Genomic DNA, 25,000 nt, shown 5'->3' with positions numbered 1-25,000 from the left:
GTCTCACAGGGGAGTGCGCATGCGCAAGGCGCTCAGATGGCTGCTGGCGCTCACGGTGCTCATAAGCACACTGGGCACGGCGGGAGCGGCCACCGCCGCCGACGCCGCCGGCACCGACGGCACCACCGACATCAAGGAGAGACTGCTCTCCATACCGGGCATGAGCCTGCTCGAGGAGAAGCCGTACACCGGCTACCGCTTCTTCGTCCTGAACTACACGCAGCCGGTCGACCACCGGAAGCCCTCGAAGGGCACGTTCCAGCAGCGCATCACCGTGCTGCACAAGGACGTCTCGCGCCCGACGGTGTTCTTCACCAGCGGCTACAACGTCTCCACGACGCCCCGCCGCAGCGAGCCCACCCAGATCGTGGACGGCAACCAGGTCTCCCTGGAGTACCGCTTCTTCACCCCGTCCCGGCCCGCCCCGGCCGACTGGTCCAAGCTGGACATCTGGCAGGCGGCCAGCGACCAGCACCGCGTCTTCAAGGCCCTGAAGGGCATCTACGGCAAGAAGTGGATCTCCACGGGCGGCTCGAAGGGCGGCATGACCGCCACCTACTACGAGCGCTTCTACCCGCGTGACATGGACGGTGTGGTCGCCTACGTCGCCCCCAACGACGTGGTGAACAAAGAGGATTCCGCCTACGACCGCTTCTTCGCGCGCGTCGGCACCGAGGAGTGCCGTGACCGGCTGAACGGCGTGCAGCGCGAGGCGCTGGTGCGCCGCGAGCCGCTGGAGAAGAAGTACGCCGCCCACGCGCGGGACAACGGCCTCACCTTCGACATCATCGGCAGCCTGGACAAGGCCTTCGAGGCGACCGTCCTCGACTACGTGTGGGGCTTCTGGCAGTACAGCCGGCTGTCCGACTGCGACCAGATCCCGGCCGACGCGAAGAACGCCACCGACGACGAGATCTGGACCTCCGTCGACACGATTGCCGGCTTCTCCGCCTACGCCGACCAGGGCCTGACGACCTACACGCCGTACTACTACCAGGCCGGCACGCAGCTCGGCGCCCCGACCATCGGCTTCCCGCACATCGAGAAGCAGTACATCCGCTACGGCTACCAGCCGCCGCGCAACTTCGTCCCCCGGGACATCCCGATGAAGTTCCAGCCGTCGGCGATGCGGGACGTGGACACCTGGGTCCGGCACAACGCCCGCCACATGCTCTTCGTCAACGGCCAGAACGACCCGTGGAGCGCGGAGCCGTTCCGCCTCGGCAAGGGCGCGAAGGACTCCTACGTCATGACCGCTCCCGGCATGAACCACGGAGCCAACGTCGCGGGCCTCGTGCCCGAGCAGAAGGCCCTGGCCACCGCCCGCATCCTCGACTGGGCCGGTGTCGCCACCAGCGCGGTGCAGGCGAACCCGCGAGCGGCCGAGCCGCTGGCGAAGTTCGACGCCAAGCTCGACAAGCGGGACACCCGGCGTGAGATGACGCTGCGTCCGTAACCACCCGCTGCCCGCACCCGACCGCCCCTCGCCCCGCGGACCGAGGGGCGGTTCGCATGTCCCTGCGCGACGCGGTCAATGCTCCGTACGGTGACCGGATGGACAGGCGAACGCCCGCTCACATCGGCCGGGCGCACCCCACCGGTCGTTTCCCGCCGAGCCGGACGTACAGGGCGGTCCCGCCGGGGCAGTCGGACCGCTCGGCGACCGCCCGGGTCACCTCGAACTGGGGCCGCTGCGCGCCCGTGCCGTCGCAGGCGGTCTCACGGACCTGCCTGTCGCCCGAGCTGTAGACGCAGTCGCCGACGATCGTGCGGGGTCCGCCACCGCCGCCCGGGTCGCCGGGGTGCGGCGGCTGGAGGTTGCGCATGCAGGCGAAGCCCCGCGGCACCGCCCCGTCGCCGTCCTCGTCGAACGCGGGCCGCTGCTCGCTGATGTGCAGCACGAAATCGGTGGTCGACGGGCAGCGCGGCCCGTCCCGCACCGTGCCGTCGTGCCGCGCCACGACCCGGGCCGCCGCCCGCTCACCGGCACACGGCACCTCGGTGAAGCTCGTCGTACCGAAGGAACTGCACTCGCCGACCGCGAGGAACACCGCCCCGTACCCGGACGGCCGGGTCGGCACCGGCGACACGACGGCGGTCCTTCCGGTCCCCGCCTCGCTCAGCCGGCCGTCCACGCCGCCCGACGGGCTCTGACAGCCGGTCAGCAGCGCGCCGAGCAGTACCAGCAGTCCGCCGACCACCCCCAGGCCACTTCTCTCACGCATCGCCGTCCCCCCGAGTGTGCCCGCCCAGCGTGACCCGCCGTAGCGGGCGCACGCCAGGCACATGGGACGGTTTGCGCACCTTGGGGGTGGTGCGCCCGGTCCGTGGCGTACGTCTAGTACGACAGCCCGTAGCCGATGGGGTACAGCACCTGTTCCGGATCATCCGCCCGCCGCACCGCCACCGGCAGCTTCCCGCGCGGCCTCACCCGCCCCGCGATCACCCGTGCGGCGGCCCGCAGTTCGACGTCGGTCCAGGAGTAGGCGGCCAGGCAGGCCGGTACGGACGGCAGCAGGGCCACGTCGTACGGGTTGCGGATCGCCACCGCCACGACCGGCCTCCCCGTGGCCACGAGCTGCTCCACCAGCGTCCTCTGACCGCTGCTCGCCGTGACGTTGTACGTGGCCACCACCACCGCGTCCGCGTCCCGCGCCGCCGCGACCGCCTTCGTGATGGCCGCCGCGGAGGGGGCGGTGCCGGTGGACAGGGCGGTGGCGGTGAAGCCCAGTTCGCGCAGCGCGCCGGCGAGCACACCGGTGGGCGGCCCCGTCGTGCCCGACGGCGAGGCCGGATCCGCCCCCGTCACCAGCACCTTGGGGGACCGGCGCCGCGACAGGGGCAGCAACCGCCGCTCGTTGACGAGCAGCGTGGTCGTCCGCTCGGCGATCCGGTCGGCGGCGGCCCGGTGCGCCCGGGTCCCGACGGCCCGGTCCACACCGCCCTGAGTGACGTACGGCGCACGGAAGAGCCCGAGTCGGGTCTTCAGCCGCAACACCCGCAGGATCGATTCGTCGAGCCGGGCCTCGGTGAGCTCACCCGCGTGCACGGCCGTCAGCACGGCGTTCCAGGCGAGGTCGAGGTCGGGCGGGTTGAGCAGCTGGTCCACGCCCGCCTTCAGTGCGAGCACCGGCACCCGGGCGTCGCCGTACTTGCTCCGCACGCCCGCCATGCCGAGGGAGTCGGTGACCACGACCCCGTCGTAGCCGAGGCGTTCGCGCAGGATTCCGGTGAGGATCGGGCGGGAGAGGGTGGCCGGGTCGCCGGAGTCGTCGAGGGCCGGGACCATCAGGTGCGCGGTCATGATCGAGTCGATGCCGGCGGCGATCGCCGCCCGGAACGGCGGTGCGTCCAGCTTCTCCCACAGTTCCCGGCTGTGCGTGATGGTGGGGAAGCCGGTGTGGCTGTCGACGTTGGTGTCCCCGTGCCCGGGGAAGTGCTTGGCGGTCGCGGCGACGCCGGATCCCTGGTACCCGGTGACCTCGGCGGCCACCAGCGCGGACACCGCCCGCGGATCGGCGCCGAAGGACCGCACACCGATGACCGGGTTGGCCGGATTGACGTTCACGTCGGCCACGGGGGAGTAGTTCTGCCGGATTCCCATCGCCCGCAGCTCGGCGCCCGCGATCCTGCCGAGCGCGCGGGCGTCGGACCGCGACCCGCCCGCCCCGAGCGCCATGGCCCCCGGGAAGAGCGTCGCCGGCCGGCCCACCCGGGCGACGATCCCGTGCTCCTGGTCGGTGGAGATGAGCACGGGCAGCCCGCGCGGCAGCTCCAGGGAGGCCTTCTGGATGCCGTTGGACAGCTCGGCGATCTGGTGCGGCTCACGGGTGTTGTGCGCCCAGGTGAAGTAGATGATGCCGCCGACCCGGTACCTCGCCACCAGCTCGGCGGCCGTGCGGACCCCGATCTCCTTGAGGTTGGCGTCGATGTCGGCCTGGTCGGGGGCGGTGGCGGAGTGGCCGTAGACCCGCATCACGAAGAGCTGGCCGACCTTCTCCGGAAGCGTCATGCGGGAGATGAGGGCGCGCAGCCGGCTGTCGTCCGGGGCCGCCGCGTACGCGGGCCCGGGGGCCGCGAGGGCGGCGGTGGCGCCGGCCGTGGCGGCCAGGACGGTGCGTCTGGAGGGCTGGGCGGTGTTTCCCGTGCTTCCCGTGCCGGTGTCGTGCACGTGCGCTCCTTCCGGAGGTGATCCGCTCGTGGATCCGCTGAAGGAAACTTCCAAGAGGTCACCAATATCCAGGAAGTTTCTGCCAGTCAAGGGAGCGCGCGCCGACCGCACGAGGGGCCGCCATCGGCGCGGTTGGAGGGGGGCGCGCCGATGGCGACGGTGCCGCCGGCCGCGGTACGGCGGAGAGGGTGGTCAGCGATCGCAGCCAGTGGCGAGGGCCGACACCGCACCGCGGTGACTCTCCGGCGGTCTGCCCTTGGACGGGGACGGTCCGCCCCGGGTTCCCGACTCGGCCCGGATTTCCGCAAGTCGGTGCGCACGGTGCGGCGGGGGCTCACCGGGGCGGATGAGCCGCCACTTCCGGCCACTGCTCACCGAGCACCCGTACGGTTTCCGCGATGGCCGGACGCCGGGCCGCCCCCGTCCGCCACAGCGCGTAGAGCCGCCGCACCGGCAGCGGATCCAGCGGCACCTCCACCACCCCGGCGGGCAGCGGCCCGCGCCCCAGCCGGGGGATGAGCGCGACACCGAGCCCGGCCGCGACGAGGGCCACGAGGGTGGGGTTCTCGTCCGCCTGGTGGACGATGTCCGGCTCGTGCCCGGCCGTGCGCAGCGTCCGCAGCAGCCAGTCGTGGCAGACCCGCCCCGGCGGCTGGCAGATCCACCGCTCGCCGCCCAGTTCCTCCCGCCGCACGGCGGCCCGCCCGGCGAAGGGATGTCCCTCGGGGACGAGCAGATCGCACAGGTCGTCCCCGATGACCGCCTGCTCCAGGCCCGGCGGGGCGGGCAGCGGCGCGATGTCCCAGTCGTGCGCGACGGCGAGGTCGACGGCGCCCTTCGCCACCAGGTCGACCGACAGATGCGGGTCGACCTCCGAGAGCCGGGCGTCCAGGGCGGGGTGCCGACGGCCCAGCTCGGCCAGCACGCCCGGCATCAGCCCGCGTGCCGCGGACGCGAACGCGGCGATCGTCAGCCGCCCCGCCGGCCGGCCCCGCCGCTCCTCCAGCTCGGTCTCCGCACGCTCCACGATGGCCAGCAACTCCTGGGCGGTCGCGACCAGTTGACGGGCCTCGTCGGTGAGCCGCACGCCGCGCCCCTCCCGCTCCAGCAGAACGGTCCGGGTCTCGCGCTCCAGCTTGGCGATCTGCTGGGACACCGCGGAGGGCGTGTACCCGAGGGCGAGCGCGGCGGCGCCGACGGTGCCGTGCACGGAGACGGCGTGCAGGGCGCGCAGCCGCTGGAGGTCGAGCACGGGATGCCCCTTTCCGCTGAGCGGGCCGCTCGGGATGTGCTTAGCAATGCTTCATCCAACCATGTGGCAATCATCGCTGGTGCTTCACGGTCGAGAAGGGCGTGTCACGCCCGGGAGGCGGTCGCCTCCGGGGCGGCGCGGGCCTCCCCGACGCGCCGCTGCCCCGCCCCCGGTACGGGGAGCAGGGCAGCGAGCGCGGTCCGGGACGAGGTCACCCGGTGTGCTCGGTGAACCGCGCGGCCGTCTCGGCCAGGACTTCCTGGCCGTCCCGCGCCCAGAGGCCGTCGTTGAACAGCTCCACCTCGATGGCGCCGGTGTAGCCGGCCGCCTCCACGTGGCCCTGCCACTCCCGCATGTCGATCGACCCGTCGCCGATCTGGCCGCGGCCGGTGAGGACGCCCTCCGGGAGGGGGGTCGTCCAGTCGGCGAGCTGGAAGGTGTGGATGCGCCCGCCCGCGCCCGCCCGGGCGATCTGCGCGGGGGCGGTGTCGTCCCACCAGATGTGGTACGTGTCGACGGTGACGCCGACCTGGTTCGCCGGGAAGCGTTCGGCGAGGTCCAGGGCCTGGGCCAGGGTCGACACCACGCAGCGGTCCGAGGCGTACATGGGGTGCAGCGGCTCGATGGCCAGGCGTACGCCGTGCCGCTCCGCGTAGGGGCCCAGTTCCGACAGGGCGTCCGCGATGCGCTCACGGGCGCCGTGCAGGTCCTTGGAGCCGGCGGGCAGGCCGCCCGAGACCAGGACCAGCGTGTCCGTGCCCAGCGTCGCCGCCTCGTCGATCGCGCGGCGGTTGTCGGCCAGGGCCTCCGCCCGCTCCCGGGGGTCGATCGCCGTGAAGAAGCCGCCCCGGCACAACGTCGTCACCGTCAGTCCCGCGTCGCGGACCAGCTTGGCCGTGGCCTCCAGTCCGTACGTCTGCACCGGCTCGCGCCAGAGCCCCACGTTGCGGATACCCAACAGGGCGCAGCCGTCGACCAGTTCCGGCATGGACAGCTGCTTCACCGTCATCTGGTTGATGGAGAAGCGCTCCAGCCCGCTCACTGGTCCACCCCGTACACACTCAGCAGCGTCTTCATCCGTTCCTCCGCCAGCTTAGGGTCGGGGAACAGCCCCAGTCCGTCGGCCAGTTCGTACGCCGTCGCCAGGTGCGGCAACGAGCGGGCCGACTGCAGACCGCCGACCATCGTGAAGTGCGACTGGTGGCCCGCCAGCCAGGCCAGGAAGACCACGCCCGTCTTGTAGAAGCGGGTCGGGGTCTGGAACAGGTGGCGGGAGAGCCCGACCGTGGGGTCGAGCAGATCGCGGAAGCCCCGCACGTCGCCCGTGTCCAGCACCCGGACCGCCTGCGCCGCCAGCGGGCCCAGCGGGTCGAAGATGCCGAGCAGGGCGTGGCTGAAGCCCTGTTCGTCGCCCGCGATCAGCTCGGGGTAGTTGAAGTCGTCGCCCGTGTAGCAGCGCACGCCCTGCGGGAGGCGGCGGCGGATGTCGATCTCGCGCCGGGCGTCCAGCAGGGAGACCTTGATGCCGTCGACCTTGTCGGGGTGGGCGGCGATGACCTCCAGGAAGGTGTCCGTCGCCGCGTCCAGGTCGGACGAGCCCCAGTAGCCCTCGAGGGCCGGGTCGAACATCGGGCCCAGCCAGTGCAGGACCACCGGCTCGGCCGACTGGCGCAGCAGGTGACCGTAGACCTCCAGGTAGTCCTCGGGTCCGCGGGCGGCCGCCGCGAGCGCCCGGGAGGCCATGAGGATGGCCTGCGCGCCGGACTCCTCGACGACCGCGAGCTGCTCCTCGTAGGCCGCGCGGACCTCCGCGAGGGAGCCGGAGGCGATCTGGTCGGTGCCCACGCCACAGGCGATGCGGCCGCCGACCGCCTTGGCCTCGGCCGCCGACCTGCGGATCAGCTCCGCCGCGCCCGCCCAGTCCAGGCCCATGCCGCGCTGGGCGGTGTCCATGGCCTCGGCGACGCCCAGCCCGTGCGACCACAGGTGGCGGCGGAAGGCGAGGGTGGCATCCCAGTCGACCGCGGCGGGCGAGTCGGGGGAGACGTCCGCGAACGGGTCGGCGACGACGTGCGCCGCCGAGAAGACGGTACGGGAGGTGAACGGCGTGCCGGGGGCCTGGGCCAGGGGCTCCGTGCGCGGCTCGTAGGTCCGCGACGTTCCGTCGCCGCCGGGGAGTCGGATGGTCACAGCGCGATCTCCGGTACCTCGAGGCGGCGGCCTTCGGCCGAGGAGCGCAGGCCCAGCTCGGCGAGCTGCACTCCGCGGGCACCGGCCAGCAGGTCCCAGTGGTAGGGAGCGTCGGCGTAGACGTGCCGCAGGAACAGCTCCCACTGGGCCTTGAAGCCGTTGTCGAACTCGGTGTTGTCCGGCACCTCCTGCCACTGGTCGCGGAAGACCTCCGTGGCGGGGATGTCCGGGTTCCAGACCGGCTTGGGGGTGGCGCTGCGGTGCTGGGCACGGCAGTTGCGCAGACCCGCGACCGCGGAGCCCTCGGTGCCGTCGACCTGGAACTCCACCAGCTCGTCGCGGTTGACGCGCACGGCCCAGGAGGAGTTGATCTGGGCGATCGCGCCGCCCTCCAGCTCGAAGACGCCGTAGGCGGCGTCGTCGGCCGTCGCGTCGTACGGCTTGCCGTTCTCGTCCCAGCGCTGCGGGATGTGCGTGGCGGTCAGCGCCTGGACGGACTTGACCCGGCCGAACAGCTCGTGCAGCACGTACTCCCAGTGCGGGAACATGTCGACGACGATGCCGCCGCCGTCCTCGGCCCGGTAGTTCCAGGAGGGGCGCTGGGCGGTCTGCCAGTCGCCCTCGAAGACCCAGTAGCCGAACTCGCCGCGCACGGAGAGGATCCGGCCGAAGAAGCCGCCGTCGATGAGGCGCTTCAGCTTCAGCAGGCCCGGGAGGAAGAGCTTGTCCTGGACGACGCCGTGCTTGATGCCGGCCTCGTTCGCCAGCCGGGCGAGGTCCAGGGCGCCGTCGAGGCCGGTGGCGGTGGGCTTCTCGGTGTAGAGGTGCTTGCCGGCCGCGATGGCCTTCTTCAGTGCCTCCTCGCGGGCGGAGGTGACCTGGGCGTCGAAGTAGACGTCCACCGTCTCGTCGGCGAGGACCGCGTCCACGTCCGTCGACCAGTGCTCCAGCCCGTGCCGGTCGGCCATCGCCTTCAGCGCGTGCTCGCGGCGGCCGACCAGGATCGGCTCGGGCCACAGCACGGTGCCGTCGCCGAGGTCGAGCCCGCCCTGCTCGCGGAGGGCGAGGATGGAGCGGACCAGGTGCTGGCGGTAGCCCATGCGCCCGGTCACGCCGTTCATGGCGATACGCACCGTCTTGCGTGTCACGTCGTTCCCTTTCGTACGCGGTCGTCGCGCCGCGTACGCCCCACCCTTCACGGGCGGCCCGGTGAAACGGGCCGTGGACTGGTGAACGTCACAGCAAGCGCTTTCTATATACGGAGAAGCTAGCCTCTGAACGGCGGTCCGGACAAGACCGTGACCAGGACGAGTTGTTCGAGGGGGCGAACAACGCGGGGTCGGGGGCTTAAGGTCTGCTCGGAACCATGGCCATGGGTTCGTCGGAGCAGAGGCGGTCGACCTGCTGCTCCGCGCGGAACCATGGCCAGTGGTCTGGGTGTGTACGAGGGCGGAGACGAGATGCGCGACCGGAGGACGACGAGATGACGGTGACCCTGGCGGACGTGGCGGCCCGCGCGCAGGTCTCGCCCGCGACGGTGTCGCGCGTGCTGAACGGGAACTACCCCGTGGCGGCCTCCACCCGCGAACGGGTGCTGAAGGCCGTGGACGAGCTGGACTACGTGCTGAACGGGCCCGCGAGCGCCCTGGCCGCCGCCACCTCCGACCTGGTAGGGATCCTGGTGAACGACATCGCCGACCCCTTCTTCGGGATCATGGCGAGCGCGATCCAGGCCGAGATCGGCGGGCCGGGCGGCCGTGCGGGCGGGGAGAGACTCGCGGTGGTCTGCAACACGGGCGGCTCCCCCGAGCGGGAGCTGACCTACCTCACGCTGCTGCAACGGCAGCGCGCCGCCGCCGTGGTCCTGACCGGCGGAGCGATCGAGGACGCGACGCACCAGGCGGCGATGGACGCGAAGGTACGGAAACTGGCCGACGCCGGGACGCGGGTGGTGCTGTGCGGGCGGCCGCCCGCGCCGGAGACCGGGGCGATCGCGCTGACCTTCGACAACCGCGGCGGCGGGCAGGAACTGACCGAGCACCTCATCGGGCTCGGGCACCGGCGGCTCGGCTACATCGCCGGCCCCGAGGAGCGGACCACCACGCGGCACCGGCTCGAAGGACACCGGGCCGCGCTGGCCGCGCACGGGATCGAGGAAGACCCCCGCTGGACGGTGCACGGGCGCTACGACCGGCGGTCCGGCTACGAGGCGACGCTGGAACTGCTGCGGCGTGACCCGTCGCTGACGGCGGTCGTCGCGGCGAACGACTCCGTCGCGCTGGGGGCGTGCGCGGCCCTGCGCGAGTCGGGCCTGCGGATCCCGGAGGACGTGTCGGTGGCCGGCTTCGACGATCTGCCGTTCAGCATCGACGCGGTGCCGTCGCTGACGACGGTGCGGCTGCCACTGGCGGAGGCCGGGGCCCGGGCCGGACGGATCGCCATGGGCCGGGAGGAGGCGCCGCCCGGGGGGATCGCGTCGGCGCGGGGGGAGCTGATGGTGCGGGGGTCCTCCGGGGTGCCGCGGTCTTCTTGAGGTGCCTGGGTCTTCTTGAGGTGCCGTGGTGCGACGGCCGGTCGTCGATCGGGCCGCGGAGTGCTTCTACGCGGGGGAACGCGGGGTCGGTGCCGCGGAGGCCGACGCTCCGGCCCGACCGGTGCCCGGCATCGGTGCCGGGTCCGTGCGGGGGGCTGCCGGTCCGCGCCCCCGCTTCCGGGCCGCCGCCGGGGCAGGTGAGGGTCGGGTGGTGGTCCCGACCGCCGGCCGCAACCCCGGAACGCGTCCTCATGTGATCCGGCGTTCGCCGAGCGGGCCCCTCGGCGGGTGCCACGTCCGGGGACGCGACGGCGGGACGAGTGCGGGGGCCTCGTCAGCGAACGACGTCGAAGACGTTCTTCTGCAGCCCGTTGGCGTAGGCCTCGTGCTCGACGAGCCGCAGCTTCTGGGTGTCCTTGTCCGTGGCGCTGAAGAGCTGCTTGCCCGCCCCGAGCAGGAGCGGAAAGACGAGCAGGTGGTAGCGGTCGATCAGGCCGGCGTCGGAGAGGGCCCGGTTCAGGGAGGCGCTGCCGTGGATGATGATCGGACCGCCCTCGGTCTCCTTCAGCGCGGCGACGTCGTCGAGCGAGCGCAGGATCGTCGTCTCGCCCCAGTTCGACACCAGGTCGCCCTCGGTGAGGGTGGTGGAGACGACGTACTTCGGCATCACGTTGTAGTCGGCGAAATCCTCCATGCCGGGCCACACCGGGCTGAACGCCTCATAGCTGGTGCGGCCCATCATCATCGCGGTGGCCTCCTTCTGCTCCCGGTCCTTGATCTCGAAGGCCTCGGGAAGGAACTCGACGTCCTTGAAGGTCCACCCGGAGTTCCGGTAACCGGGCTCGCCGCCCGGGGCCTCCACGACGCCGTCGAGCGAGATGAAAGCGGTGCTGATCAGGGTGCGCATGTCGGGTTCCTCGGTCTCTCGTGCCGGGTTCTCGCGGGTTCCGTCGGTGCACGCTGCCACACCACTCGCGGCTGCGACGCACGAACACCCTTCCTGACCGCGGAACACGCGGAAACTCATCGGCCATCGCCTGCTCGCGCCGTCCCGTCCTGGTCGTAGGTGCCCTGGCAGGATCCGACCGGCCAGGACTGACTGCTGGATCTTCACGCAACACCCGGGGGGCGGAGGGGAGTCACAGGCGGGGGTGCCGGGTAGATTCCGTCCACATGAAGCTGGCGTTCTCCACCCTCGGTGTCCCTGGCCTGCCCCTGCCCGACGTCCTGCGGCTCGCGACCACGCACGGCTACCACGGCGTGGAGCTGCGCACCCACCCCGAGGAACCGGTTCACACCGGCCTCGGCCCGGCGGAACGGGCGGACGTCGCGGCCGAGTTCAAGGGGGCGGGCGTAGAGCTCCTCAGCCTGGCGGGTTACACACGGGTCGCCGCGCCGGGCGACGACGAGCCCGTCCTGGCCGAGATCCGCGCCCTCCTCGACCTGGCCCACGACCTGGGAGCCCCGTACGTGCGGGTCTTCCCCGGCGGCGACCTCGACGTCCAGACCCCCGAAGAGGCCGACGCGACGGCGGCCCGCCGACTGGGCACGGCCGCCGAACACGCCAATGACCTGGGCGTGCGCATCCTCCTCGAAACCCACGACTCGCACCGCACCGCCGCCGACGCGATGCGGATCCTGGGCCTCGTCGGCCACCGCCAGGTCGGCGCCCTCTGGGACGTGATGCACACCTGGCTCGGCGGCGAACAGCCCTCCGAGACCTACGCGGCACTCTCCCCCCACCTCGGTTACGTCCAGGTCAAGGACATCGCCTCCGTCGAGGACACGACACCTCTGGCCCTCGGCGCGGGCGTCCTCCCGCTGGCCGAGTGCGTCGAGGTCCTCTCCCGCCACGGCTGGGACGGCTGGCTGTGCTGGGAGTACGAGAAGCGCTGGTACGAGGAGGCGACGCCCCTGCCGGACCTGCTGGAGCCGGGGCGTGAGCACCTGAGCAGGCTGCTGAACGACTCGGCGTGACGCGTCAGCGCGCAGCGCAGCGGACGGACCCTGCGGGGCGACCGGTACGGTGCCGTACGCGATGCCCCACAGGAGCAGCAGTGCGACCGCGCCCGCTTCTCGGCCGGTGAGGAACCGACGCCCGGGATCGCTCGGCGGGCGCCGGGCTTGCTGCCTGCTCAGCCCGTGAGGTGCCCGTCCTTGACGGCGGCGACGAACGCCGTCCAGCCGCTTCGCGAGAAGACCAGGGCGGGGCCGTGGGCGGCCTTGCTGTCCCGCACCGGGACGTCGGGGTGGCCGGGGGCGACTTCGAGGCACTCAGCTTGACTACCGCCGCTGTAGCTGGACTTGAACCACCCGGAGTACTCACTGCTGATCATGCGTGTGATCCTCTGCTGCCGACCTGACGAGGGCCAGTGAATCCTGCTGCGACAACGCGTCGCTCAGAGCCAGAGCGTAAGCGGTCTGGCAGGACCTCACCAGCGCCGGATCGTCCATCAGCCGTCCCGTCTCGAACGCGTCGACGTATGCCACCGGGGCGGAATCCTCAAAGCTCATCAGGGTGAGCAGGCTCTCCATGAGCGGATGTGCACCGACGCGGTACGGGAGCACGTGCAGCCGGATCCGTCGCGACTCGGCCAAGTCCGCGATCTTGTGCAGTTGTTCCGCCATGACCTGCGGACCGCCCACAGCGCGTCGCAGCACGGCCTCGTCGAGAAGCGTCCTGCCGTGGACCGGTAGTGACGGCAGGCCGTGCTACATCGTGGGCGACGGAACCGGCTACGTCTCACGACTCGCCGACGAGATCGAGGACGTGCAGATCGACATGGCGGACCGACTGCTCGGGCACGCCGCCGAGCTTCTCTCGGAACGCCGGGTGACGAGCGCGGAGCTGCGCTACTTGGCCCGGCGGCTCAGCGAGTCGCTACAGGACGTCAAGAGGATCGCGGAGAGCAGAGGGGGGCGGCTCGCCCCACCGCCCCGGCCCTGACGGGGGCGGAGTCAGCGCTGCTCGGTGCGGCGCGCGTACGCCCGGGCCGCGCGGGCGCGGTCGCCGCAGCGGGTGGAGCACCAGTGGCGGCGGCCGTGGCGGAGCAGGAAGCGGTTGCAGGGCGGGGAGCCGCAGGCGGTGAGGCGCTCGGCCTCGGGTGAGGTGAGCAGGTCGGCGGCGTCGGCGGCGAGTGTGGCCAGCGCGAGGTCGACGATCGCGGTGGTGGGGTGAGGGGCGGTGCGGTAGGGGCCGGTGGTGTCGTCCCACCGCAGCAGAGGGGCCGTGGGGACCCGGGTCATCGCGTCGTTGAGGGCGTTCACCGCCGCGGGCAGGGCGCGCACGCCGTCGGTCCGGGCGGCGAACAACGACCTGATCTGTTCGCGCAGCGACCGCAGTTGGGCCGCGCACATCTCCCGCATGCCGGCGTCGACCGGGGCGAGGCCGCGCTGGGTCAGCCAGTGGTTGGCCTGCGCCGGGCTGCCCACCAGGTCGAGGGTGCGCCCGCCGGGCAGCGCGATCGCCGAGTTGGCGAGGGCCAGCGAGGGGTGCTCCTCCTCGCCCTGTGCGGGCGGCGGGGCGGGGTGTTCGGTCACGGGCTCCTCCATGCTTCTCATGGTACGGCTTGCCCATATCCGTGAGAAGCGGCTACGGTCGTCTCACGGTTCAAACGCGTCTATCCGTGAGGTGTCGTATGTCCTCCCTTCCCGTGACGACCGACTTCCCCGTCCGCGTCCTCGGCGGCCCGACCGCCTTCTTCGAGTACGGCGGCCTGCGCTTCCTGACCGACCCGACCTTCGACGCCCCCGGCGACTACGGCCCTCCCGGAGGCCCGCTCCTGACCAAGACCGCGCCCTCCGCCGGAAGCCCCGCCGACCTCGGCCGTATCGACGTGGTCCTGCTCTCCCACGACGAGCACCCCGACAATCTCGACACCTCCGGCCGGGCCCTGCTCGCCGGAATACCCCTGACGCTGACCACGCCCGGCGGCGGCGAGCGCCTGCGCGAGAGCCTGGGCGACAAGGCCCGGGGCCTGTCCGACTGGGAGTCCGTCGCACTGGACCGCCCCGGCGGCGGCACGGTCACCGTGACGGGTGTCCCGGCCCTGCACGGGCCCGGCCCTCGCGAGCAGGTCGAGCCGTTCACCGGTCAGGTCGTCGGTTTCGTCCTGACCGGCGAGGGCCTGCCCACCGTCTACGTCAGCGGCGACAACGCCTCACTCGACGCGGTCCGTGAGATCGCCGGCCGTTTCGGCCCTGTCGACACCGCCGTGCTCTTCGCCGGTGCTCCCCGCTTCCCCGTGCTCTTCGACAACCGGGTCATCGTCCTGGACAGCGCGATGGCCGCCGAGGCCGCGCGGCTCCTCGGCGCCCGCCGTGTGGTGCCCGTCCACTACGACAGCTGGGCCCACTTCACCGAGGGCCGCGACGAACTGGCGGCGGCCTTCGCCGCCGCCGGGCTCGCCGACCGCCTGGACTGGGGCAAGGGCGGCTGATCCGCCGCTACTTCCGCCAGAACAGGTGGTGCGTCACCCCGCTCGGGCTCGGCGCGACATCGCAGTGGAAGCGGTCGAACAGTTCCTCGGGGGACTCCCACAGCCGTGAGCCGGACCCGAGCACCACATCGGGTGAGACCGCCACATGCAGCGTGTCCACGAGGTCGGCGTCCAGGAACTCCCGGACTGTGGCCGCCCCACCGCCGAGCCGGACGTCCTTGCCCCCGGCCGCTTCGCGCGCCCGGGCGAGGACCTCGGCCGGATCCCCGCCGACGAAGTGGAACGTCGTGTCGGAGAGGGTGAACGAGGGGCGCTCGTGGTGGGTCATGACGAACACCGGCGTGTGGAACGGCGGCTCGTCGCCCCACCAGCCCTGCCAGTCGTGGTTCTCCCAAGGGCCGCGCTGCGGACTGAACTTGTTGCGGCCCATGATCTCGGCGCCGATGCCGTGGTGGAAGTCGCGCACCAGGTGGTCGTCGAGACCGCGGCTCCCGCCCGGATCGGTGCCGTTCGGCCAGCTCGCGGTCGCCCCGGCCCAGGCGAACATCGTGCCGGGATCGGCATGGCCGAACGGCCGCTCCAGGCTCTGGCCCTCACCGGCACCGAATCCGTCGCTCGAGACGGTGAAATTCTGTACACGCAGCAGCTGCGACACGGGCTCCTCCTGTGATCGATGAGGGATGGACCGCTCGGGCCGCCGAAACTCATCGGTGGCCCGGGGGATCCCCCACCTCACCCGGCCTGTGCCACCACGTGGTCGATCACCTGCTGGAAGTCCTCACTCGGCGAGAACTCCACCAGCTCGCTGTCCTCCAGCGCCACCGGCACATGGCCGGGGCCCCAGTAGTACGCCTGTCCTGCCTCGTACTCCTCCTCGCCCGCGGCCGTGCGCATCCTGATCCGGCCCTTGAGCAGATAGCCCCAGTGCGGGCACTGGCACGCGTCGTCCGGCAGGCCCTTGAGGGCCGGGCCCATGTCCGTGCCCCGGGGCAGGGTGATGTAGCCGACCGACAGGCCGCCGCCGATGGGCTTGATGCGCAGTTCCACCCCGTCGCCTTCGAGGGCGACGGGCACGTCGTTCCGGGTCGCCGCCGTCATGGCTCCTCCGCTCGCCGTGAAACGAACCTCTCCTTCCAGCCTGGACCTCCGGAAAGCCGCCCGCGACATCACGATCCGGTCAAGAGGTGCCGCCGGGGGCTTGATTCGAATGCGTGTAATCGATTCCATGCTCCCGTCGATGTAATCGATTCCATGAGCGCTCACCCGGCGCTCCCCACGACTGATCCACAAGGAGGTGGAGCGGCGGTGGCCAGCATCAAGGACGTCGCTGCCGAGGCAGGCGTCTCCGTCGCCACGGTCTCGCGCGTCCTGAACGACCATCCGTCGGTCAGCGCCGGCGCGCGCACGCGCGTGCTGGCCGCCGTCGAGACCCTGGGCTACCGCCCGAACGCCGTCGCCCGCTCCCTGCGCACCGACCAGACCCACACCCTCGGCCTGGTCATCAGCGACGTACTGAACCCGTACTTCACCGAGCTGGCCCGCTCCGTCGAGGAGGAGGCCCGCGCGCTTGGCTACAGCGTCATCATCGGCAACGCCGACGAACGGCCGGACCTCCAGGACCACCACGTACGGAACCTGCTGGACCGGCGCATCGACGGGCTGCTCGTCTCCCCCACGGACGGCGGCTCGCCGCTGATGCTGGACGCCGTGCGGGCCGGGACGCCCATGGTGTTCGTGGACCGGTGGATCCCGGGCGTGGACGTGCCGGTGGTGCGGGCGGACGGGCGGAGCGCCGTACGGGACCTCGTGGCGCATCTGCACGGGCTGGGGCACCGGCGGCTCGCCATCATCGCGGGTCCGGCGGCGACCACGACCGGCCGCGAGCGCGTCGAGGTCTTCCGGGAGGCGCTCGGCGCGTACGGGCTCGAACTGCCCGACGCCTACATAGGGCAGGGCGACTTCCAGGCCGAGAGCGGCCGCCTGGTCACCGAGGGCTTCCTCGATCTGGCCGAGCCGCCCGAGGCCGTCTTCGCCGCCGACAACCTGATGGCGCTCGGCGCGCTGGACGCCGTACGGGCGCGTGGCCTGCGGGTGCCGGACGACCTCGCGCTGGCCGCGTTCGACGACATCCGGTGGTTCGTGCACACCGATCCGCCGATCACCGCGATCGCCCAGCCCACGGGCGAGCTGGGCCGGGCCGCCGTACGGGCCCTGGTCGACCGCATCGAGGGACGGCCCGGCGAGTCCGTCACCCTCCCCGCCCGGCTCGTCGTACGCCGCTCGTGCGGCGAGAACCCCACCCCAGTGCAAAGGAGCACGACGTGAGCGACGCGGACGAGTTGCTGCGCATCGAGGGCATACGCAAGACCTTCCCGGGCGTGGTCGCGCTGGACGGCGTCGACTTCGACCTGCGCCGGGGCGAGGTGCACGTGCTGCTCGGTGAGAACGGCGCGGGCAAGAGCACCCTCATCAAGATGCTCTCCGGCGCCTACACCCCCGACGCCGGGCGGATCCTGGTCGGCGGTGCGGAGACCCGCATCCAGGGCGCCCAGGACTCCGAGCGGCTCGGGATCGCCACCATCTACCAGGAGTTCAACCTGGTACCCGATCTCACGGTCGCCGAGAACATCTTCCTCGGACGCCAGCCGCGCCGGTTCGGGATGATCGACCGCGGGCGCATGGAGGCCGACGCCGAGGTCCTGCTGAAGCGGGTCGGCGTGACCGTGTCACCCCGCGCGCGGGTCCGTGAACTCGGCATCGCCCGCCTGCAGATGGTCGAGATCGCCAAGGCGCTCAGCCTGGACGCCCGCGTGCTGATCATGGACGAGCCGACCGCCGTGCTCACCTCCGAGGAGGTCGACAAGCTCTTCGCGATCGTGCGCACGCTGCGCGAGGACGGCGTCGGGATCGTCTTCATCACCCACCACCTGGAGGAGATCGCCGCACTCGGCGACCGGGTGACGGTCATCCGGGACGGGAAGAGCGTGGGCCAGGTCCCCGCCTCCGCGCCCGAGGACGAGCTCGTACGGCTCATGGTCGGTCGCTCCATCGAGCAGCAGTACCCGCGCGAGCGGGCCGACCGCGGCGCCGCCCTGCTGTCCGTCGAGGGGCTCACCCGGGACGGCGTCTTCCACGACATCGGTTTCGAGGTGCACGCCGGTGAGGTCGTCGGCATCGCCGGACTGGTCGGCGCCGGGCGCACCGAGGTCGTCCGGGCGGTCTTCGGGGCCGACGCCTACGACCGGGGCACCGTGAAGGTCTCCGGGGCCCCGGTCGCCAAGCACGACATCAACGCGGCGATGACCGCGGGCATCGGGCTCGTCCCCGAGGACCGCAAGGGCCAGGGCCTGGTGCTGGACGCCTCGGTCGAGGAGAACCTCGGCCTGGTGACCCTGCGGTCGGCCACCCGCGCGGGCCTCGTCGACCTCAAGGGCCGGCGCCAGGCGGCCGAACGCATCGCCCGGCGGCTCGGCGTGCGGATGGCGGGCCTGGGCCAGCACGTGCGCACCCTCTCCGGCGGCAACCAGCAGAAGGTCGTCATCGGCAAGTGGCTGCTGGCCGACACCAAGGTGCTGATCCTCGACGAGCCGACGCGCGGCATCGACGTCGGCGCCAAGGTCGAGATCTACCAGCTCGTCAACGAACTCACCGCCGCCGGCGCGGCCGTCCTGATGATCTCCAGCGACCTTCCCGAGGTGCTCGGCATGAGCGACCGGGTGCTGGTGATGGCCCAGGGCCGGATCGCCGGTGAACTCTCCGCCGCCGAGGCGACCCAGGACGCCGTGATGGCACTCGCAGTAAGCAACCCCAGCACTGACAAGGAGGCCTCCCGTGGCCACTGACACGCTCAAGAGCACGACGGGCGCGGGTGGCGCCTCGGGAGGCCTGCGCCGCCTCCTGCTCGACAACGGCGCGCTCACCGCGCTCATCGTCCTCGTCATCGCGATGTCGGCGCTGTCCGGCGACTTCCTGACGACGGACAACCTCCTCAACGTCGGCGTACAGGCGGCCGTGACCGCCATCCTCGCCTTCGGCGTCACCTTCGTGATCGTCTCGGCGGGCATCGACCTGTCGGTCGGCTCGGTCGCCGCCCTGTCCGCCACGGTCCTCGCCTGGAGCGCCACCTCGGCGGGCGTCCCGGTCTTCCTCGCCGTCCTCCTGGCCATAGCGACGGGCATCGTCTGCGGCCTGGTCAACGGCATCCTGATCTCCTACGGCAAGCTGCCGCCGTTCATCGCCACGCTGGCCATGCTGTCCGTGGCCCGCGGCCTGTCCCTGGTGATCTCCGAAGGCTCCCCGATCGCCTTCCCCGACTCCGTCTCCCACCTCGGCGACACGCTCGGCGGCTGGCTGCCGGTGCCGGTCCTGGTGATGGTCGTGATGGGCCTGATCGCCGCCCTCGTGCTCGGCCGGACCTACATCGGCCGCTCCATGTACGCGATCGGCGGCAACGAGGAGGCCGCGCGGCTGTCCGGCCTGCGCGTGAAGCGGCAGAAGCTCGCCATCTACGCCTTCTCCGGCGTGTTCGCCGCCGTCGCCGGTGTCGTGCTCGCCGCCCGGCTCTCCTCCGCGCAGCCCCAGGCCGCCGACGGCTACGAGCTGGACGCGATCGCCGCCGTCGTCATCGGCGGCGCCTCCCTCGCGGGCGGCACCGGCAAGGCGTCCGGCACGCTCATCGGCGCCCTGATCCTGGCCGTGCTGCGCAACGGGCTGAACCTGATGAACGTCTCGGCGTTCTGGCAGCAGGTCGTCATCGGTGTCGTCATCGCGCTCGCGGTGCTGTTCGACACGCTGCGGCGCAAGGCGGGCGCGACCCCGGTGGCCGGTGCCTCTTCAGGAGGCAAGGGCAGGCAGGCGGCGACGTACGGGCTCGCGGCCGTGGTCACCGTCGCGATCGTCGGTGCCACGTCCTTCCTGCACAACGGCTCCTCCGCCACGAGCAGCCCGAAGGTGGGCCTGTCGCTGTCGACCCTCAACAACCCCTTCTTCGTGCAGATCCGGGCCGGCGCCCAGGCCGAGGCCGAGAAGCGGGGCGTGGACCTGACCGTCACCGATGCCCAGAACGACGCCTCCCAGCAGGCCAACCAGCTGCAGAACTTCACCAGTTCCGGCCTGGGCGCGATCATCGTCAACCCGGTGGACTCGGACGCCGCGAGCAACTCCGTCAAGGCCGCCGACCAGGCGAAGATCCCGGTCATCGCGGTCGACCGGGGCGTCAACAAGGCACCGGTGGACGCTCTGGTCGCCTCCGACAACGTCGCCGGCGGTGAACTCGCCGCCAAGACCATCGCCGACAAGCTGGGCGGCAAGGGGAAGATCGTGATCCTCCAGGGCCAGGCCGGCACGTCCGCGGCCCGGGAGCGCGCGCAGGGCTTCGCGAACGGCCTCAAGGCCTTCCCGGGCATCCGGGTCGTCGCCCAGCAGCCCGCCGACTTCGACCGCACCAAGGGCCTCGACGTGATGTCGAACCTGCTCCAGGCCCACCCGGACGTCCAGGGTGTCATCGCCGCCAACGACGAGATGGCCCTCGGCGCGATCAAGGCGCTGGGTTCCAAGGCCGGCACGTCGGTCTCGGTCGTGGGCTTCGACGGCACGCCTGACGGACTGAAGGCCGTCGAGGGAGGCACGCTGTACGCGTCCGTGGCGCAGCAGCCGTCCCAGCTCGGGAAGATCGCTGTGGACAACGCCCTGCGGGCCCTGAAGGGCGAGAAGGTCGAGGAGACGGTGAAGGTGCCGGTGAAGGTGGTCACCAAGGAGAACGTGGCCGGCTTCAGCGGCTGACCTCGGGGAACGGCGGGCGGTCGCGCACGGCGTGCGATGGCCGCCCGCCCATGTCACTCACATGGGGAGACAACGCATGTACGACTACGACCTCCTGGTCGTGGGGTCGGCCAACGCCGACCTGGTGATCGGAGTGGAGCGCCGGCCCGCGGCCGGCGAGACCGTGCTCGGCTCCGACCTGGCCGTCCACCCGGGCGGCAAGGGCGCGAACCAGGCGGTCGCGGCCGCCAGACTCGGCGCCCGTACGGCGCTGCTGGCCCGGGTCGGCGACGACGCGCACGGCCGGCTGCTGCTGGACTCGCTGCGCGAGGCGGGCGTCGACACGGTGGGTGTCCTGGTGGGCGGCGCGCCGACCGGGGTCGCTCTGATCACGGTCGACCCGTCCGGCGACAACAGCATCGTCGTCTCGCCCGGCGCCAACGGCCGCCTCACCCCGCAGGACGTGGCCGCCGCCGGGTGCCTCTTCCACAGCTCCCGGGTGGTGTCGGCGCAGTTGGAGATCCCGCTGGAGACGGTGGTGGAGGTCGTGCGGAACCTGGCGCCGGAGAGCCGTTTCGTCCTCAACCCCTCGCCGCCGCGCCCTCTCCCGTCGGAGGTGCTGGCGGCCTGCGACCCGCTGATCGTGAACGAGCACGAGGCGAAGGTGATCCTGGGCGACTCGGCCGTCGGGGACACCCCCGAGGACTGGGCGCGGATCCTCCTCGCCAAGGGCCCGAAGTCGGTGGTGGTGACGCTGGGCGCGGAGGGCGCGCTGGTGGCGTCGGCCCAGGGCGTCTCGCGGGTGCCGGCCGTGACGGTGGACGCGGTGGACACGACGGGTGCCGGCGACTCCTTCACCGCGGCGCTGGCCTACCGGCTGGGGGCGGGCGAGTCGCCGGCCCGGGCGGCGTCGTACGCGGCGCGGGTAGGTGCCGTGACCGTGACGAAGGAGGGCGCGCAGGCGTCCTTCCCGACGGCGGCAGAGGTCGCCGGCTCATGAAGAGGGCCGGAATACTGAACCGTCACCTCGCCGGCGCGCTGGCCGAACTCGGCCACGGCGACGGGGTGCTGGTGTGCGACGCGGGCATGCCCATCCCCGAGGGGCCCCGGGTGGTGGACCTGGCCTTCCGGGCCGGTGTGCCGGCGTTCGCCGAGGTGCTGGACGGGCTGCTGGCCGAGCTGGTGGTCGAGGGGGCGACGGCGGCGCGGGAGCTGCGGCAGGCCAACCCGGAGGCGTCGGCGCTGCTGGAGAGACACTTCCCCGGGCTGGACCTCGTCCCGCACGAGCGGCTCAAGGAGCTGTCGGCGGGGGCCCGGCTGATCGTCCGCACGGGCGAGGCGCGGCCGTACGCGAACGTCCTGCTGAGGTGCGGCGTCTTCTTCTGACAGCCCTGAACGGCCGACACCCCTGAACGGCTTCCCCCAGGCCCGAAGGGTTTCGAGGGGACCCGGTCCGTCGACCGGGCCCCCTCGGGTTTTCCCCTCCCCGCCAGAACTCCGCGATCCCCCCGGATCCCCCTCCAGAAGCCCTGACGCCCAGTACGACACCTTGAGGGCAGAAAGGGTTGCACGGCGGAGTAAGAATTTCTCACCGGTTTCTTGAGGGCCCCGGGCCGGGGCGGTCCAGACGGGGCCGCGCAGGGCGCACGCCCCGGTCGGTGGCGCCCTCAGCGCCGCAGGCTGTAGCTCACCATCGACGCTCCCACCACCGCCCCGAACGCCGGGAGCAGGAACTGCGTGAAGACCTCCCAGCCCCACACGATCCCCGCGCACACCGCCGTGATGTTGATGGCCAGGGACATGATCCACAGGGCGACACTCTGAACCTGGGGCGACATCGTTCCTCGTCGTCATTCGGGGCGGTGGTGATGAATGGGCGGGGGGAATCAACCAGAGCCCGGGCTGGGGGAAGGGCGGAATTGCGGCACGGGTGCCGGGTGCGGCAGGGGAGGGCCAGGGGTGTTCCGGTTCGGCCCGGGGGAGTCCGGAGCCACGATCGCGTGCTCCCCGGACAGCACCGGAGCCACCGCGAGCAGCGTCAACGTACCGACGGCGCACAGCCACACGAGGAGTGTGCCCGTCGTGTGCGCGCGCCTGGGGGCGCTCTCGCCATGGGGACGCATCGGCATCACGGTCGCTCCGAAATCGAGTCCGCCCCCCTTTTTTTCATGAACTCCTGAATTCTTCCACGGCAAAGAATCGAAAAGGGGCCAAGACGGATGCTTGAACTGTAAAGCTTCTCGCTCTCCTGTGAATCCACGGTGAAAAGTGAGCCCCGGCCCCCATACTGATCGGTCGCTTTGCGCGAGGGCGGCCGGGCGGATCACCCCGCCGCACTGTCGTACCCGGGCGGTACCGTCGGGCCATGACCGATCAGGCGGGGGCCGCCCAGGCGGGCGAGCGGCGACTGGCCACGTTGGACGGCGTACTCGAACGCATCACGTACGCCAACGAGGAGAACGGCTACACGGTCGCCCGGGTCGACACCGGCAGGGGCGCCGGTGACCTGCTCACTGTCGTCGGTGCGCTGCTCGGCGCGCAGGTCGGCGAGTCCCTGCGCATGGAGGGACGCTGGGGCTCGCACCCGCAGTACGGCAAGCAGTTCCACGTCGAGAACTACACGACCGTCCTCCCGGCCACCGTCCAGGGCATGCGCCGCTATCTCGGCTCCGGCCTGGTCAAGGGCATCGGCCCGGTCTTCGCCGACCGGATCACCCAGCACTTCGGCATGGACACCCTCCGGATCATCGAGGAGGAGCCCAAGCGGCTCGTCGAGGTCCCCGGGCTCGGCCCCAAGCGCACCAAGAAGATCGCCGACGCCTGGGAGGAGCAGAAGGCCATCAAGGAGGTCATGCTCTTCCTCCAGACGGTCGAGGTCTCCACCTCCATCGCCGTGCGCATCTACAAGAAGTACGGCGACGCCTCCATCTCGGTCGTGAAGAACCAGCCCTACCGGCTCGCCTCCGACGTCTGGGGCATCGGCTTCCTCACCGCCGACAAGATCGCCCAGTCCGTCGGCATCCCGCACGACAGCCCCGAGCGCGTCAAGGCGGGCCTGCAGTACGCGCTGTCCCAGTCCACCGACCAGGGGCACTGCTTCCTCCCGGAGGAGCAGCTGATCAAGGACGCGGTCAAACTCCTCCAGGTCGACACGGGCCTGGTCATCGAATGCCTGGCGGAACTGGCCGAACCCCAGGAGGACGGCGAGGACCCCGGCGTCGTACGGGAGAAGGTGCCGGGCCCCGACGGCGGGGAGCCCGTCACCGCGATCTACCTCGTCCCCTTCCACCGCGCCGAACTCTCCCTCTCCGCCCAGCTGCTGCGCCTCCTGCGCACCGGCGAGGACCGCATGCCGGGATTCCGCACCGTCGCCTGGGAGAAGGCCCTGAGCTGGCTCAAGGGGCGCACGGGCACCGATCTCGCGCCCGAGCAGGAGGCCGCCGTCAAACTGGCGCTGACCGAGAAGGTCGCCGTCCTCACCGGCGGGCCCGGCTGCGGCAAGTCCTTCACGGTCCGCTCGATCGTGGAGCTGGCCCGCGCCAGAAAGGCGAAGGTCGTGCTGGCCGCCCCCACGGGCCGGGCCGCCAAACGCCTGTCCGAGCTCACCGGCGCCGAGGCCTCCACGGTGCACCGCCTGCTGGAGCTCAAGCCCGGCGGCGACGCGGCCTACGACCGGGAGCGCCCGCTGGACGCCGACCTGGTAGTGGTCGACGAGGCGTCCATGCTGGACCTGCTCCTCGCCAACAAGCTGGTCAAGGCGGTCCCGCCGGGAGCCCACCTGCTCTTCGTGGGGGACGTGGACCAGTTGCCCAGCGTCGGCGCGGGCGAGGTCCTCCGGGATCTCCTGGCCGACGGCGGCCCGATCCCCGCCGTCCGCCTCACCCGGGTCTTCCGGCAGGCCCAGCAGTCGGGCGTGGTGACGAACGCCCACCGGATCAACTCCGGTCACCACCCGCTCACCGACGGAATGAAGGACTTCTTCCTCTTCGTCGAGGACGACACGGAGGCCGCCGGCCGGCTCACCGTGGACGTGGCGGCGCGCCGCATTCCGGCCAAGTTCGGTCTGGACCCCCGGCGGGACGTCCAGGTCCTCGCGCCCATGCACCGGGGCCCGGCCGGCGCGGGCACCCTCAACGGCCTGCTCCAGCAGGCCGTCACACCCGGCCGCCCCGACCTGCCCGAGAAGAGATTCGGCGGACGGGTCTTCCGCGTCGGAGACAAGGTCACCCAGATTCGCAACAATTACGAGAAGGGTGAGAACGGTGTCTTCAACGGCACCGTCGGTGTGGTGACCTCGCTCGACCCGGTCGACCAGCGCCTGACGGTGCTCACGGACGAGGACGAGGAGGTGCCGTACGAGTTCGACGAGCTCGACGAGCTGGCCCACGCGTACGCCGTGACGATCCACCGCTCCCAGGGCAGCGAGTACCCGGCGGTCGTCATCCCGGTCACCACGGGCGCCTGGATGATGCTGCAGCGCAACCTGCTCTACACGGCGGTCACCCGGGCCAAGCAGCTGGTCGTCCTCGTCGGTTCGCGCAGGGCGATCGGCCAGGCGGTGCGCACGGTTTCGGCGGGTCGGCGGTGCACGGCACTCGACTTCCGGCTCGGTTCAACGAAGAATGATCGATCAAATGAGTCGTGAAGGTCACAAG

23 protein-coding genes and 1 pseudogene are annotated in these 25,000 nt (G+C 71.7%); 11 read left to right on the top strand and 13 right to left on the bottom strand.

Features of this window, described 5'->3' with window-relative positions; genetic code table 11:
• The first annotated feature begins 19 nt into the window (after positions 1–19).
• Positions 20–1,456 carry a S28 family serine protease gene (locus QNO09_RS31820; RefSeq protein WP_283973711.1) on the top strand — a complete coding sequence of 479 codons (1,437 nt, stop codon included), beginning with the start codon at positions 20–22 and terminating at the stop codon, positions 1,454–1,456.
• Positions 1,457–1,574: 118 nt separating this feature from the next.
• On the opposite strand, the gene QNO09_RS31815 is transcribed toward QNO09_RS31820, so the two are convergent.
• The 6 genes from QNO09_RS31815 to QNO09_RS31790 form a co-directional block, all read right to left on the bottom strand.
• Positions 1,575–2,225: a hypothetical protein gene (locus QNO09_RS31815; protein WP_283973710.1), complete on the bottom strand. Its 651-nt coding sequence runs from the start codon at positions 2,223–2,225 to the stop codon at positions 1,575–1,577.
• 113 nt (positions 2,226–2,338) lie between these two features.
• Positions 2,339–4,171, bottom strand: a complete 1,833-nt coding sequence (locus tag QNO09_RS31810; RefSeq protein ID WP_283973709.1) for a glycoside hydrolase family 3 protein — start codon at positions 4,169–4,171, stop codon at positions 2,339–2,341.
• A 334-nt stretch (positions 4,172–4,505) separates the two neighbouring features.
• The gene (locus tag QNO09_RS31805; protein ID WP_283973708.1) at positions 4,506–5,423 is read right to left on the bottom strand and encodes a LysR family transcriptional regulator; all 918 of its coding nucleotides are present in this window, start codon (positions 5,421–5,423) and stop codon (positions 4,506–4,508) included.
• A 211-nt stretch (positions 5,424–5,634) separates the two neighbouring features.
• The gene (locus QNO09_RS31800) at positions 5,635–6,465 is read right to left on the bottom strand and encodes a sugar phosphate isomerase/epimerase family protein (protein ID WP_283973707.1); all 831 of its coding nucleotides are present in this window, start codon (positions 6,463–6,465) and stop codon (positions 5,635–5,637) included.
• Positions 6,462–7,613: a dihydrodipicolinate synthase family protein gene (locus QNO09_RS31795; RefSeq protein ID WP_283973706.1), complete on the bottom strand. Its 1,152-nt coding sequence runs from the start codon at positions 7,611–7,613 to the stop codon at positions 6,462–6,464. The genes QNO09_RS31800 and QNO09_RS31795 overlap by 4 nt, the downstream gene beginning before the upstream one ends.
• Positions 7,610–8,761, bottom strand: a complete 1,152-nt coding sequence (locus QNO09_RS31790; RefSeq protein ID WP_283973705.1) for a Gfo/Idh/MocA family protein — start codon at positions 8,759–8,761, stop codon at positions 7,610–7,612. The genes QNO09_RS31795 and QNO09_RS31790 overlap by 4 nt, the downstream gene beginning before the upstream one ends.
• Before the next feature lie 335 nt (positions 8,762–9,096).
• Between QNO09_RS31790 and QNO09_RS31785 the strand changes: the two genes are divergently transcribed.
• Positions 9,097–10,146 (top strand): LacI family DNA-binding transcriptional regulator, encoded by a 1,050-nt coding sequence (locus QNO09_RS31785; protein WP_283973704.1) that lies wholly within the window; start codon positions 9,097–9,099, stop codon positions 10,144–10,146.
• A 334-nt stretch (positions 10,147–10,480) separates the two neighbouring features.
• Here QNO09_RS31785 and QNO09_RS31780 read toward each other — a convergent pair whose 3' ends face one another.
• Positions 10,481–11,053: a dihydrofolate reductase family protein gene (locus QNO09_RS31780; protein WP_283973703.1), complete on the bottom strand. Its 573-nt coding sequence runs from the start codon at positions 11,051–11,053 to the stop codon at positions 10,481–10,483.
• Between the two features lie 266 nt (positions 11,054–11,319).
• On the opposite strand from QNO09_RS31780, the gene QNO09_RS31775 reads away from it, so the two are divergent.
• Complete coding sequence (locus QNO09_RS31775) at positions 11,320–12,123, top strand: sugar phosphate isomerase/epimerase family protein (RefSeq protein WP_283973702.1); 804 nt, start codon at positions 11,320–11,322, stop codon at positions 12,121–12,123.
• 158 nt (positions 12,124–12,281) lie between these two features.
• On the opposite strand, the gene QNO09_RS31770 is transcribed toward QNO09_RS31775, so the two are convergent.
• Together QNO09_RS31770 and QNO09_RS31765 are read right to left on the bottom strand one after the other, a co-directional pair.
• Positions 12,282–12,482, bottom strand: a complete 201-nt coding sequence (locus QNO09_RS31770; RefSeq protein ID WP_283973701.1) for a DUF397 domain-containing protein — start codon at positions 12,480–12,482, stop codon at positions 12,282–12,284.
• A pseudogene (locus QNO09_RS31765) lies at positions 12,469–12,825 on the bottom strand (DUF5753 domain-containing protein); the annotation flags it as partial. The gene QNO09_RS31770 and the pseudogene QNO09_RS31765, both read right to left, overlap by 14 nt.
• A gap of 40 nt (positions 12,826–12,865) precedes the next feature.
• Here QNO09_RS31765 and QNO09_RS31760 point away from each other — a divergent pair.
• Positions 12,866–13,093: a hypothetical protein gene (locus QNO09_RS31760; protein WP_502962370.1), complete on the top strand. Its 228-nt coding sequence runs from the start codon at positions 12,866–12,868 to the stop codon at positions 13,091–13,093.
• Positions 13,094–13,104: 11 nt separating this feature from the next.
• On the opposite strand, the gene QNO09_RS31755 is transcribed toward QNO09_RS31760, so the two are convergent.
• Positions 13,105–13,698 carry a CGNR zinc finger domain-containing protein gene (locus QNO09_RS31755; RefSeq protein ID WP_283973699.1) on the bottom strand — a complete coding sequence of 198 codons (594 nt, stop codon included), beginning with the start codon at positions 13,696–13,698 and terminating at the stop codon, positions 13,105–13,107.
• A gap of 86 nt (positions 13,699–13,784) precedes the next feature.
• On the opposite strand from QNO09_RS31755, the gene QNO09_RS31750 reads away from it, so the two are divergent.
• Positions 13,785–14,585 (top strand): MBL fold metallo-hydrolase, encoded by an 801-nt coding sequence (locus QNO09_RS31750; RefSeq protein WP_283973698.1) that lies wholly within the window; start codon positions 13,785–13,787, stop codon positions 14,583–14,585.
• A 7-nt stretch (positions 14,586–14,592) separates the two neighbouring features.
• Here QNO09_RS31750 and QNO09_RS31745 read toward each other — a convergent pair whose 3' ends face one another.
• The gene (locus QNO09_RS31745; protein ID WP_283973697.1) at positions 14,593–15,240 is read right to left on the bottom strand and encodes a dihydrofolate reductase family protein; all 648 of its coding nucleotides are present in this window, start codon (positions 15,238–15,240) and stop codon (positions 14,593–14,595) included.
• A 77-nt stretch (positions 15,241–15,317) separates the two neighbouring features.
• A complete protein-coding gene (locus QNO09_RS31740) occupies positions 15,318–15,683 on the bottom strand; it encodes a cupin domain-containing protein (protein WP_283973696.1) in 366 nt (121 codons plus the stop codon).
• A 207-nt stretch (positions 15,684–15,890) separates the two neighbouring features.
• Between QNO09_RS31740 and QNO09_RS31735 the strand changes: the two genes are divergently transcribed.
• The 5 genes from QNO09_RS31735 to rbsD all read left to right on the top strand — a co-directional run bounded on the left by QNO09_RS31735 (position 15,891) and on the right by rbsD (position 21,731).
• Positions 15,891–16,910, top strand: a complete 1,020-nt coding sequence (locus QNO09_RS31735) for a LacI family DNA-binding transcriptional regulator (protein WP_283973695.1) — start codon at positions 15,891–15,893, stop codon at positions 16,908–16,910.
• Positions 16,907–18,427, top strand: a complete 1,521-nt coding sequence (locus tag QNO09_RS31730) for a sugar ABC transporter ATP-binding protein (RefSeq protein WP_283973694.1) — start codon at positions 16,907–16,909, stop codon at positions 18,425–18,427. Before QNO09_RS31735 ends, QNO09_RS31730 begins: the two co-directional genes overlap by 4 nt.
• A complete protein-coding gene (locus tag QNO09_RS31725) occupies positions 18,417–20,366 on the top strand; it encodes an ABC transporter permease/substrate-binding protein (RefSeq protein WP_283973693.1) in 1,950 nt (649 codons plus the stop codon). The genes QNO09_RS31730 and QNO09_RS31725 overlap by 11 nt, the downstream gene beginning before the upstream one ends.
• A 76-nt stretch (positions 20,367–20,442) precedes the next feature.
• Positions 20,443–21,345: a ribokinase gene (locus QNO09_RS31720; RefSeq protein ID WP_283973692.1), complete on the top strand. Its 903-nt coding sequence runs from the start codon at positions 20,443–20,445 to the stop codon at positions 21,343–21,345.
• The gene (gene rbsD / locus QNO09_RS31715) at positions 21,342–21,731 is read left to right on the top strand and encodes a D-ribose pyranase (RefSeq protein WP_283973691.1); all 390 of its coding nucleotides are present in this window, start codon (positions 21,342–21,344) and stop codon (positions 21,729–21,731) included. Before QNO09_RS31720 ends, rbsD begins: the two co-directional genes overlap by 4 nt.
• 281 nt (positions 21,732–22,012) lie before the next feature.
• On the opposite strand, the gene QNO09_RS31710 is transcribed toward rbsD, so the two are convergent.
• Complete coding sequence (locus tag QNO09_RS31710) at positions 22,013–22,183, bottom strand: hypothetical protein (protein ID WP_283973690.1); 171 nt, start codon at positions 22,181–22,183, stop codon at positions 22,013–22,015.
• Positions 22,184–22,710: 527 nt separating this feature from the next.
• Between QNO09_RS31710 and recD2 the strand changes: the two genes are divergently transcribed.
• The gene (gene recD2 / locus QNO09_RS31705; RefSeq protein ID WP_283973689.1) at positions 22,711–24,990 is read left to right on the top strand and encodes an SF1B family DNA helicase RecD2; all 2,280 of its coding nucleotides are present in this window, start codon (positions 22,711–22,713) and stop codon (positions 24,988–24,990) included.
• The last annotated feature ends 10 nt before the right edge of the window (positions 24,991–25,000 follow it).

The organism is Streptomyces sp. 378 (assembly GCF_030124145.1).
Taxonomy (GTDB): Bacteria; Actinomycetota; Actinomycetes; order Streptomycetales; family Streptomycetaceae; genus Streptomyces.
Note: the sequence above shows the minus strand (reverse complement) of the source record. Positions and strands in the feature narration are given on the sequence as shown.

Bases quoted from the DNA above. Each gene is read 5' to 3' on its own strand.
- QNO09_RS31820 (WP_283973711.1), top strand. From the start codon at position 20: ATGCGCAAGGCGCTCAGATGGCTGCTGGCGCTCACGGTGCTCATAAGC.
- QNO09_RS31815 (WP_283973710.1), bottom strand. From the start codon at position 2,225: ATGCGTGAGAGAAGTGGCCTGGGGGTGGTCGGCGGACTGCTGGTACTG.
- QNO09_RS31785 (WP_283973704.1), top strand. From the start codon at position 9,097: ATGACGGTGACCCTGGCGGACGTGGCGGCCCGCGCGCAGGTCTCGCCC.
- QNO09_RS31780 (WP_283973703.1), bottom strand. From the start codon at position 11,053: ATGCGCACCCTGATCAGCACCGCTTTCATCTCGCTCGACGGCGTCGTG.
- QNO09_RS31775 (WP_283973702.1), top strand. From the start codon at position 11,320: ATGAAGCTGGCGTTCTCCACCCTCGGTGTCCCTGGCCTGCCCCTGCCC.
- QNO09_RS31770 (WP_283973701.1), bottom strand. From the start codon at position 12,482: ATGATCAGCAGTGAGTACTCCGGGTGGTTCAAGTCCAGCTACAGCGGC.
- QNO09_RS31755 (WP_283973699.1), bottom strand. From the start codon at position 13,698: ATGGAGGAGCCCGTGACCGAACACCCCGCCCCGCCGCCCGCACAGGGC.
- QNO09_RS31750 (WP_283973698.1), top strand. From the start codon at position 13,785: ATGTCCTCCCTTCCCGTGACGACCGACTTCCCCGTCCGCGTCCTCGGC.
- QNO09_RS31740 (WP_283973696.1), bottom strand. From the start codon at position 15,683: ATGACGGCGGCGACCCGGAACGACGTGCCCGTCGCCCTCGAAGGCGAC.
- QNO09_RS31720 (WP_283973692.1), top strand. From the start codon at position 20,443: ATGTACGACTACGACCTCCTGGTCGTGGGGTCGGCCAACGCCGACCTG.
- rbsD (WP_283973691.1), top strand. From the start codon at position 21,342: ATGAAGAGGGCCGGAATACTGAACCGTCACCTCGCCGGCGCGCTGGCC.
- QNO09_RS31710 (WP_283973690.1), bottom strand. From the start codon at position 22,183: ATGTCGCCCCAGGTTCAGAGTGTCGCCCTGTGGATCATGTCCCTGGCC.
- recD2 (WP_283973689.1), top strand. From the start codon at position 22,711: ATGACCGATCAGGCGGGGGCCGCCCAGGCGGGCGAGCGGCGACTGGCC.